The 9,235-nt window shown below is 66.8% G+C and carries 9 protein-coding genes and 1 pseudogene; 2 read left to right on the top strand and 8 right to left on the bottom strand.

Going from position 1 to position 9,235, the window contains the following annotated elements:
• The coding region (locus G3T14_RS22345; RefSeq protein WP_163644721.1) for an efflux RND transporter permease subunit at positions 1-1,223 on the bottom strand (1,223 nt) is incomplete at its 3' end.
• Positions 1,224-1,274: 51 nt separating this feature from the next.
• Here G3T14_RS22345 and G3T14_RS22350 point away from each other — a divergent pair.
• Positions 1,275-1,436, top strand: a pseudogene (locus tag G3T14_RS22350) (arsenical resistance protein ArsH); the annotation flags it as partial.
• A 292-nt stretch (positions 1,437-1,728) separates the two neighbouring features.
• Here the strand turns inward: G3T14_RS22350 and G3T14_RS22355 are convergent.
• The 7 genes from G3T14_RS22355 to G3T14_RS22385 all read right to left on the bottom strand — a co-directional run bounded on the left by G3T14_RS22355 (position 1,729) and on the right by G3T14_RS22385 (position 6,721).
• On the bottom strand, positions 1,729-2,988 hold the full coding sequence (locus G3T14_RS22355) for a hypothetical protein (protein WP_163644722.1): 1,260 nt from the start codon (positions 2,986-2,988) through the stop codon (positions 1,729-1,731).
• 6 nt (positions 2,989-2,994) lie between these two features.
• On the bottom strand, positions 2,995-3,477 hold the full coding sequence (locus G3T14_RS22360) for a hypothetical protein (RefSeq protein WP_163644723.1): 483 nt from the start codon (positions 3,475-3,477) through the stop codon (positions 2,995-2,997).
• Positions 3,478-3,479: 2 nt separating this feature from the next.
• Entirely contained in the window at positions 3,480-3,971 is a 492-nt protein-coding gene (locus G3T14_RS22365) for an ABC-three component system middle component 2 (RefSeq protein WP_163644724.1), read from the bottom strand.
• Positions 3,968-4,981 carry an ABC-three component system protein gene (locus G3T14_RS22370; RefSeq protein ID WP_163644725.1) on the bottom strand — a complete coding sequence of 338 codons (1,014 nt, stop codon included), beginning with the start codon at positions 4,979-4,981 and terminating at the stop codon, positions 3,968-3,970. The genes G3T14_RS22365 and G3T14_RS22370 overlap by 4 nt, the downstream gene beginning before the upstream one ends.
• 95 nt (positions 4,982-5,076) lie before the next feature.
• On the bottom strand, positions 5,077-5,421 hold the full coding sequence (locus G3T14_RS22375; RefSeq protein WP_348645327.1) for a recombinase family protein: 345 nt from the start codon (positions 5,419-5,421) through the stop codon (positions 5,077-5,079).
• Between the two features lie 189 nt (positions 5,422-5,610).
• Positions 5,611-6,255, bottom strand: a complete 645-nt coding sequence (locus G3T14_RS22380) for a hypothetical protein (RefSeq protein WP_163644726.1) — start codon at positions 6,253-6,255, stop codon at positions 5,611-5,613.
• Positions 6,256-6,307: 52 nt separating this feature from the next.
• Complete coding sequence (locus G3T14_RS22385) at positions 6,308-6,721, bottom strand: hypothetical protein (protein WP_163644727.1); 414 nt, start codon at positions 6,719-6,721, stop codon at positions 6,308-6,310.
• Positions 6,722-7,188: 467 nt separating this feature from the next.
• On the opposite strand from G3T14_RS22385, the gene G3T14_RS22390 reads away from it, so the two are divergent.
• Positions 7,189-9,183, top strand: a complete 1,995-nt coding sequence (locus tag G3T14_RS22390; protein WP_163644728.1) for a replication initiation protein — start codon at positions 7,189-7,191, stop codon at positions 9,181-9,183.
• Positions 9,184-9,235 lie beyond the last annotated feature (52 nt).

The following is a 9,235-nucleotide window of genomic DNA, read 5'->3' on the forward strand; positions in this document are numbered from 1 at the left end:
ATCATCACGATGGCGGCGTCGATCATGGCGCCGACCGCGATGGCGATGCCGCCCAGGCTCATGATGTTGGCACCAAGCCCCAACGCCCGCATGCCGGCGATCGCCATCAAGATGCCGACCGGCAGCATCAGGATCGCGACCAACGCGCTCCTCACGTGCAGCAGGAAGACGATGCAGACGAGGGAGACGACGACGCTCTCCTCGACCAGCGTCCCGCGCAGGGTCTCGATGGCGGAATCGATGAGTTGCGAGCGGTCGTAGACCGGCAGGATCTCGGTGCCCGCGGGCAGGCTCTTCGCCACCTCCGCAAGCTTCGCTTTCGCGCCCTTGATGACGTTCAGCGCGTTCGCACCGAACCGCTGAAGGACGATCCCGCCGGCGACCTCGCCCTCGCCGTTCATCTCGGTGAGGCCGCGGCGTTCGTCGGGGCCGAGCTCGACGCGGGCCACGTCCCGGACCCGCAAGGGTGCGCCGGCCGAGGTCTTCAGGACGATGTTCTCGATGTCGGCGATGCTGCGGATGTAGCCGCGCCCGCGCACCATGAATTCGAACTCGGAGAGCTCGACCGTGCGGCCGCCGACGTCGGCGTTGCTCGACCGGATCGCATCCCGAAGCTTGCCCAAGGAGATGCCCTGGGCGCGAAGGCGGTTCGGGTCGACCACGACGTTGTACTGCTTGACGAAGCCGCCAACGCTGGCGACCTCGGCCACACCTTCGGCCCGCGAGGCACCGAAGCGCACGACCCAATCCTGGAGCGAGCGAAGCTCGGCCAGCGTCCGCTCCTTCGCGACGACCACGTACTGGTAGACCCAGCCGACGCCCGTCGCGTCGGGTCCGAGCGTCGGCGTCACGCCGGCTGGAAGCTTGCTGCTGGCGGCGTTGAGGTACTCCAGCACGCGCGAGCGGCCCCAGTACGGGTCGGTGCCGTCCTCGAAGATTACGTAGACGAACGACACGCCGAAGAACGAGAAGCCGCGCACGACCTTCGCCTTCGGCACCGTCAGCATCGCGGTAGTCAGCGGGTAGGTGACCTGATCCTCCACGACCTGCGGAGCCTGGCCCGGGTACTCCGTGTAGACGATGGCCTGCACGTCCGAGAGGTCGGGGATGGCGTCGAGCGGCAGGGTGCGCAGCGACATCACCCCGGCCGCGACGGCGAACACCGTTCCGATCAGCACGAGCACTAGGTTCCGGGCAGACCAGCCGATGAGGCGTGCGATCATGGGGTCGCTCCCGCGGTGGCGGCCTGTCGGTCGTCCTTGGGGGGCGCCATGCTCTACGATCGGGTGGTCGACGTCTGCGAGGAACTGTTCAAGTTCACGCTCCTGACCCGCGAGCGCTCCGACCATCTCGTCGACCGCTATTCCGAGCGGAAGGAGGGCGAGCCGGAGCGCTTGAAGGCCGTCACCGTCGACATAGGGTTCGTGAAGCGTTGAGTGCAGACGGGATCTAGAGCCACCGCGTGATGGCGTCGTAGGCCTGGTCGCCTTGTTGCTCGCATGCGGGGGATACGCGATCCCGGCCGGAGAACGACTCCATGAACACGATCCCCCACATGAAGGGGCAGGATCGCCCATCATCGCGATGGCGGCGGCAGGCATCGGAGGTCAGCTCGGGAAGAAGCCCAACCTATCGCCTTCGCCATCCTCGCCTGCGAATATCGTTATCCTCGCGCTGGGGCCGAGGTCGATGGGCGGCGCGTCGTTCTCGATGATGACGTACTGAACGTCACCGCTGGTCCGGAGCAGGTACTCGTAGAAATGGTGCTTGAGCCTGGTATGGCCGACGAGCTCCTCGTCCGCGTCCAAAGGGCCCATGCCTCGACTTATGGCCGTCGCGGTAGCTCAGAAGCGGGCTGTCGAGCGCTATGATGCCGGGGTGCGGCAGGCCGTGACGGCGGCAGAAGACGAACACGCCGATCTTGAACGCGCTGTGCATCAAGGCGCGGACGCCCTTGCCGTTCCCCCGGCGGCTGTCGCCGTTCAGCGTGATGTCATGGGTCTTGGTGTCGAAGGATACCCGCGGTGGTCCCGGATATCGCCAGGCATGCAGGATGGCCTGGACGTCCTGGGCGAACTCGTCGCCGATCGACCCGCTGACACCCGCTACGACGCTCCCGCGAGGCAGGCTGGTCGGCTTGAACGCCGCGATCTCGCGCTTGCGCGCCTCCAGATCCTCGATCCGACGCATGACCGACAGGCCGCGACGCACGTGCTCCCTTGCCTGATCCAGGCACTCGTAGTTCGCCCGGATCGAGCTTTCCAGCGGTAGCTCTGACCGGATCGAGGCCTCTATCCCCTCGATCTCGCGGGTCAGTGCCATGATGGAGCCGTCGAGGTCGTCCCGCTTGCCGAGGAGTGCGACGATGGTCCGCTTGAGGTCGGCCTGCTCCAAGCGGATCTTCCGGACCTCGGCCTCGACGGCGGCATGGGTCTGCTCGATCTCGCCCATGCCGTGGCTGTGGCGCTGATGCTCCGGGTCCGCGCCACAATGCGGGCATGGGCGGCGCGCACCGGCCAGCAAGGCCGCCCCGCCTTCCGCCAGTGAGTCGAGGCGAGCGACGTCGTTCTCGTACAACGCGGCGAGGAGGTCGAAGCGTCCGAGCGTCAGCACGATTTCCGAGCGGCCATCCTCCTGGGAGGCAAGCTTTTCGAGGGTGGCCCGGCGGTCGGCCCGAAGGTCGTCCAACCGTGTCTGCCGTTCGGCGGCTTCGTCCCCGACGGATTCCATGGCCTCGTCTAGGCGGTCTTCCTGATCCGCCAACCCGGCGCCGTCCGGCCAGTTTTGCCGAAGTTCCTCCTGCGCCGCTGCGAGGAGTTCCCCGATCAGCTCCAGCTTGCCTGCGTTCCCCGTTTTTTGTGTTTCGGGGCTTTCCGTGACCACGGTGGTCGAGCCATCGATCCCAGTCAGGAGGAACTTGAAGACGTTCTTGTTGAAGGTCTCGGTCGCACGCGGATCGATCTGGGTCGGGCTCCAGGGAGCCATCATGCTCGTCTAGTCCGTGAGGACGTAGGGCGCGACATGGCGGAACGTGAACGTAGCCTTGTCGCCGTTCAGCGTCCGGTCGATCTGATGGTGCCCGATGCCGAGTTCGCCGAGGAGGAGCCCCGACACGTTGGGGCGCTTCGCCTTGTGGTCCGCCGAGAGAGCCTGGCCGGGCCCTCCCGGTGACAGCGGGTCCACTTCGCCCTCGTAGAGTTGGAAGTTCCCGCCGGCCACCGCCCGGGCGAGCGTGACACGGCCGGCCCCGGGCAGGTCGAGGCACAGCCAGACGCGCTCGTAACCCCGGAGCATCTTGATTTCGGGCAGGGGCGATTTACCGCCCATCATGAAGTCGAGGGCCGCGAGGATGAACGACTTGCCGCCGTTGGAGGCACCCCACACCAGGTTGATGCCGTCCACGAAGTCGAGGCCCGAGACGGGGACGTCTGGACCGGTGAAGGCCAGCCTGCGGAGGTGGAAACGGGGCGCGGGCATGTTCAGGCCTGCCGCACCGGGCTCTCGGTCACGCCGAACGCGTCGGTCCACTCACCGATCCGCTGGCGCAGGCGCTCCTTGAAGCCGGCCTTCGTATGCCGTCCGACCTCGTCGCGGATCCAGGACGCACAGAGCTTCAGGTGCTCCGAGTAGGGTGTTTCGAGCAGTTCAATGTAGGCCGCGGCCTCGTCGGTGGCCCGATAGGAAATCCCGTCCGCATCGTGGGCCTCGACGACAAGGTGACAGCCCTGCATCAGCTGGAGGCTCCGCTCGACCAGCCGTCGCCTGACAAGCAGTTCCCCCTTCCGGGCGGGAAGCTCGGTGTGGAGGCTTGGGGGCCCGCCATGATCCTGGGTGTGGACGACGACATGGTCGAACAGGACCATCTCGGGAAGGTCGGCCGTCACCGGACGCAGGTGCTCAAGCACGATCACCGCACGGATGCCCGCCTCCAGGGGCGAGTTGTAGAGCCGGCCGAAGGTGTCGAGGCTCATGGCATCCACTTCATCGTTCCCTCGTTCGCGAGGTGATGGCACACCCCCTGCCGGACCGGTACCCGGACGAGCGTTCCCCCGATGGCGGTCGCCATGATCGAGGCGTGGTCCATCACGGCGCAGAGTCGGTCGAACCCGGTCGCATGTCCCCGCCGATGGATGCCGATCACGCCAAGGTAGACGTCCTTCTGGAAAGCCGCGAGCGCGAGGGCATCGGTGTTGTCCCGGTGGAACCGCTTGAAGACGGAGGCCTCGAAGAACCGCGTACGATGCTCGCCGAGGTCGGGGCCGTACTCGTCGTCGGCGAGGATCGCGTCGACCGTCGTGAACGCGGTGCCCCGCGCATAGCCGTAGACCCTGCGGAGCTGGTCGAGGTACTCGATCTCCTCGGCTTGCAGGGCGGCGGGCGCCTCGCCTGCCGGGGCTTCGCCCGGTGGTACCTTCAGCACGCGGCCGAGGGCGGGTCCCGCGGCGGGATGCTTCACGATGTCGGTCGCGGAGAGGTAGGAGACCTGCCCGAAGTCGTAGGCCTCGATGAGGGACCTGAGCCTTGGCGTCAGCGGGGTCGGTTCGCCGCCCCGCGCCGTGATGCCGGTCTTGCAGTGAGTATCCCACTTTGCCAGGAGTTCGGCTTTCAGCGTCGATGGATTGAGGATCAGGTCGCGCAGGGGACCCGTAATGCCGCGGGGGGCAACGTAGACATACCGCGTGGGCAGAGTCAGGTAGGCGCCGCCCCCGGCGTGGTGGTGGAAGACTTTTCCGAGCTCGACGAGCGCCTCCCCCGAGCCGAGGGCGCTGCCATAGGTCTTCCGCTTGCATTGGTAGAGGTGCCACGGCCCCTCGTGCTTCGCGTCGGTCAGGAAGCCGACGACGTCGCGCCCCTTGTCGTTGGCCTGCCCCATTCGATGGATGGCCACGTACGCCTCTCCGATACGGTCGGCGAAGAGCTCGATGAACTCCTCCAGCCGATCGTCGTTGAGTTCCTTGAGGCGAATGGCGAGGCTGGTCACGATCCTGGTCCGGGAGGGGAGCCCGGCTACGCGGACAACCTACGATGCGGATACAGTAAGGCCCGAAGCGGGACGGGACCACAACCGGGACGGGGCTAGGGGGCATTGGAAACCGGTCGGCCGGTGGCGATCTGCTGGCGGGCGATCGTCCCGTGGACCGTCGGCCGGGAGACGGGGAAGACCTCGGCCAGGTCCCCGATCGCGTATTCGCCGGTGTCGTGCATCCATCGCAGCTCCCTCTGCTGCTTGTCGGAGAGCTTGGGCTTTTTGCCGCGCAGCTTCCCACGGGATCTCGCCATCGCCATGCCCTCACGGGTGCGCAGACGAAACAGGTCGCTCTCGAACTCGGGTAAGGTCGCGAGGATGTTGAAGAACATCTTCCCCATCGGGGAAAGGATCAGCGTACGGGTGGGCAGGTGGTTCATCAGGATGGACAGCACTGCGACCCAGTTGTGGCCGTGGGCCGTCGCGGGGCCGATCGTTTTTCGGACCGACTTGTCGTCGGAGCCGCGGTGGATCGCATAGGCGCGACGGGACAGGCCGAGCTCAACCTTTATGGGAGCAGGCCCCGTGCGGACGGGTGCGGACCCCCAGCCGGGGCTCGGGCGAGGTGCGTACCCTGGAAAACCCTATCCGCTACGCACACAAAAAATTCCGTGCATGGTAAGGAATGGCCCTCCAATTGAGGACCCGCGAAAGGGGGGCGAACAGGTTCCGAGCTCGGCCCATCCGGTTGCCTTGCCTTGGGCACCGGCAGTCCCGCGTCGATACGTAAAGGATCGCTCGGCATGCGGGACGATGGACACGCCGTAGACGCCCTTGCAATGGCGCAGGAGCAGCCGGTTCGGGCTCGCCGCTGGGGCAGCGCCGGCGACCATGGCGCAGGCCTCAGCGGGCTCTTGGCCGTCGATGATGGCCGCGACGATGGCCATGGCCGGGAACCGCCCAAGACCCGCCGTGCAGTGGATCAGCAGCTTCGGCTCGGGACCGTCCTTGGCCCTGCGCCCGCCTGGGTTGGGCAGGTGGCGCTTCATGAAGGCCGCGAGGGTCAGCACGTGCCCCCGGACGGGACGGGCCAAGTGAGGTGCTACTGGCCGGCTCGTCGGCCTCACCGGCGGCGAGGTCACGACATCGACCATCGGCAGCGAGAGCAGCGGCCCCATCCAGGCTAGTGCCAGCGGCCGCCGTGGGGAGTAGAGCGAGACGACCGCATCCGGCTGCCATTCACTGATGGCGGCCGGTAGGGCGATGAGAGATGAGACGGCGATGCGCATGGTCCCTGTAGGGGGCCGTGCGGGTCTGCAACGGACAACCCTGGGAAAGGGCCTAGAGAGTGGTGCGCGGACGTGTGGGGCTGAGACGTGCGACGAGCAGGTCGCGGGTCTTGATGGCGTTGTAGCCCTGCCTGCGGAGGGACTCTCGCGCCAAGACCGTCACCGCACCGAGGTCAACGGGCACGACGACCTTATGGCGCCCGGCGAGACGTTCGGCCTCGCGATGCCGCCAGTCGGCGGTGACCAGCGCGTCGGCGATGGCCGCGTTCACGTCGGCGGCCTCGCGCTGCCTCTGCCGCCACTCCCGCGTCCTGGCGGCGGCATCGCGCGTCTCGCGTGCCGCCTTGGTATTCGGATGTTCGGTGGCCACAACGGGCCGCGGCATGTCCTCGCCGACGAGGTCGAGGATCGCGGCGATGTCTAGGTCGGCGGTATCGGGCTCAACGGCGGCGACGGAGGGGAACATCGATCGGCTCCATGAAGGGACGGTCGATCATCAGGGAAGGGTCCGAAAGTCACAAACCGCCTCCCACTATTCGCCATGCCCCCCAAATTCTGCGGATTCCTGCAACGACGAATAGGCTCAAGGGCGGACGCTGCATCGTTGAAATCTTTGACGAAATCTCGTTTCACGACGCTGGAAGGGCCGATTTCGCGTTTCCTAATACTAATAGGCGAAGACGTTGGACCGTCCTCGATGGGCGTGTGGCGGTGCTTCGCCCCGTTCGATCGACCCCGTGACCGTCCCGGCGAGGCACCGTGCCGGTCGCTGGGGACACGTCGTCCTATATTAGTATTGGCGATCGACGCCGCCGCCGCTTTTGGGCGCTAAGCCCTTGTCCTTGCATCGAGTCGTGTTACCGTTCCTCGTTGCAGGAATCCGCAAATGTCGTTGCAGGAATTCGCAGCGGGGGATCGGTTGGAGACGGCGAGATGAAGAAGCTCCGGCTCAAGCCGTTCGTACCGCTCGTCCGAGGTGACCTCGCCGTTGCCTTGGGCTCCGGCGTTGCGTTCGCGGAGGTGGCGCCCGAGGCCCCGCGCCCCGCATCATGGCTGTTCGACACGACCGTCGTCCACATCCCCGACGTCACGGCGCGGGACGTGGCGGTCTTCGAATTCCTCGTCACGATGGGCCTGAACGCGGATCCCGGCAGACAGGAACTCGGTGCGTTGCGCACGTGCGAGGTACGCAGCGTGCTGGCCATGCTGGAAGTCGGAGGTCGCCGCGTCGACGTGACGGAGCTCGCGCTATCCCTGTTCCGGCTGTTCGGCACCGATTACGACCTCAAGCGCAAGGGGGTGTTCCAGTATCGCCTGCCGGCATGGGTCCAGCCGCTGCTCCAGGGCACCGAACGGTATGCCCACCTCGATCTGGCGACCATGGCCCGGTTCAAGCGCAGGGCGTCGTCGATGCTCTACCGGCACGTGCTCGGCCACGTCGCGAAGGCCTGGTTGAAGTTCGCGCCGGGGGCTGAGCCGTACGCGATCGACATGACGCCCGCGCAGCTCGCCGCGGTCTTCGGAATCCCGGGCGACCTCCATGTCGGGCAAATGCGCCTGCGCCATCTGGAGCCGGCGCTGGCGGAGATGGCCGAGCACGTCACCACGTTCGCAGTGACCCTCGACGAGGATAAGGTCGGGCGAGCCGTGAAAGGCTTCTCCCTGCGCGTCCGGATGCTGCCCCCGACCCGCATGGAGACCGCCGCGGTGCGTCTCATCGACAAGGGCGATTTCGAGTTTCTGCACGCCCATCCCGATGTCCCGGCGTACCGCGTGAAGGCCTCGACGCTGGTCAAGCTGGGATCCGCCCTGACCAGCCGGATCCTGAGGGCGGGCCCCGCCGGCACCAAGCCGAAGCCGCTGCTGAACTCCGAGATCCACACGCTGCACAGGCTGTGGCTGGTGGCCCTGCACGAGGCCGTGACCGGCGAGGCGGTGACGCCCGGGATGACCGATCGAGCGCACCGCGGGGCCTCACTGCTGGCGTCGATCGAGAGCAAGGGCCCGGACAGGGCTTTCTGGGCTTGGGCGATGGACGAGGTCCAGAATCCGGATCTCGTCCCTGCGATGGAAAACCGGTTCCGCGATGTCGCTGCGGCCGACATGGCTCGCCGGCATCGCTGGCGTGCCTACGAGAAGGAGCGGTCGAACGAGCGGCGTGTCGCCCTCGCCGGCGCGCGCAGGGAGGGCGATGCGGCCCCTGCCATCCCGAGGCGACGCAAGGCCGGCAAGAGCGTCCGCGTTGTCGAGGCGCCTATCACCGTGGAAGCCCCCCCGGGGGTTCAGGTGCGCTCCCTGGAGGACAAGATCTCGGAGCGGGACAGGATCGCCCGCGAGATCCAGGCGACGCCCGAGGCCAAGGCCGAGGCCAACCGTCTGTGGAAGGACCTCGGCCTCGCGTTCGATTTCCCGTTCCTGCATGCGACCACGACCATCGGCCGGATCCACGACCGGTTCGCCGAGGACTACCCGCGGCTGGCCGAGGGCGATAGGGCGGTCTTGGGAATGTACTGCGCGAACCTTGGGGCGCTCATGAAATTGAGCCGCGAGCAGGTGCCGATCGAAGACGACTACTCGCACTACATCGCAATCCTCGCCCGCTCGCCGTTGGTCGGCATCATGAACGGCAAGCCGGGTCCCGTAGTCGAGGGCATCCGGAACCTGTGGGCAATCTATGTCCGCGACCGCAAGGCGGCCGACGAACGTAGGGACGAGGCCGCCAGGCGGTCGGCAGGGCGCTACGTCAGGGGGCAGGCCACGAGCGACACGGAGGATCGCGACCTCGCCGCCGCGCCGATCTTCAACGTTGTGGAGATGGCCGACATCCGGAGGTACGCGCTCGCCGGGCCGCCGATCAAGAGGCACCCATCCAAGGCCGCGCCGACAACGACACCCAACGCCCCGACAGCGTTTAAGAAGACTGTCTAGAGCTGTTGCCGTTCAGGTTGGGTCATAAGCGTCGTATCCTGCGGCGGTTATG

The organism is Methylobacterium sp. BTF04 (assembly GCF_010692745.1).
Classification (GTDB): domain Bacteria; phylum Pseudomonadota; class Alphaproteobacteria; order Rhizobiales; family Beijerinckiaceae; genus Methylobacterium.

Excerpts from the sequence above, each read along its gene's own strand:
- G3T14_RS22355 (WP_163644722.1), bottom strand. The coding sequence starts at position 2,988 with ATGATGGCTCCCTGGAGCCCGACCCAGATCGATCCGCGTGCGACCGAG.
- G3T14_RS22360 (WP_163644723.1), bottom strand. The coding sequence starts at position 3,477 with ATGCCCGCGCCCCGTTTCCACCTCCGCAGGCTGGCCTTCACCGGTCCA.
- G3T14_RS22365 (WP_163644724.1), bottom strand. The coding sequence starts at position 3,971 with ATGAGCCTCGACACCTTCGGCCGGCTCTACAACTCGCCCCTGGAGGCG.
- G3T14_RS22380 (WP_163644726.1), bottom strand. The coding sequence starts at position 6,255 with ATGCGCATCGCCGTCTCATCTCTCATCGCCCTACCGGCCGCCATCAGT.
- G3T14_RS22385 (WP_163644727.1), bottom strand. The coding sequence starts at position 6,721 with ATGTTCCCCTCCGTCGCCGCCGTTGAGCCCGATACCGCCGACCTAGAC.
- G3T14_RS22390 (WP_163644728.1), top strand. The coding sequence starts at position 7,189 with ATGAAGAAGCTCCGGCTCAAGCCGTTCGTACCGCTCGTCCGAGGTGAC.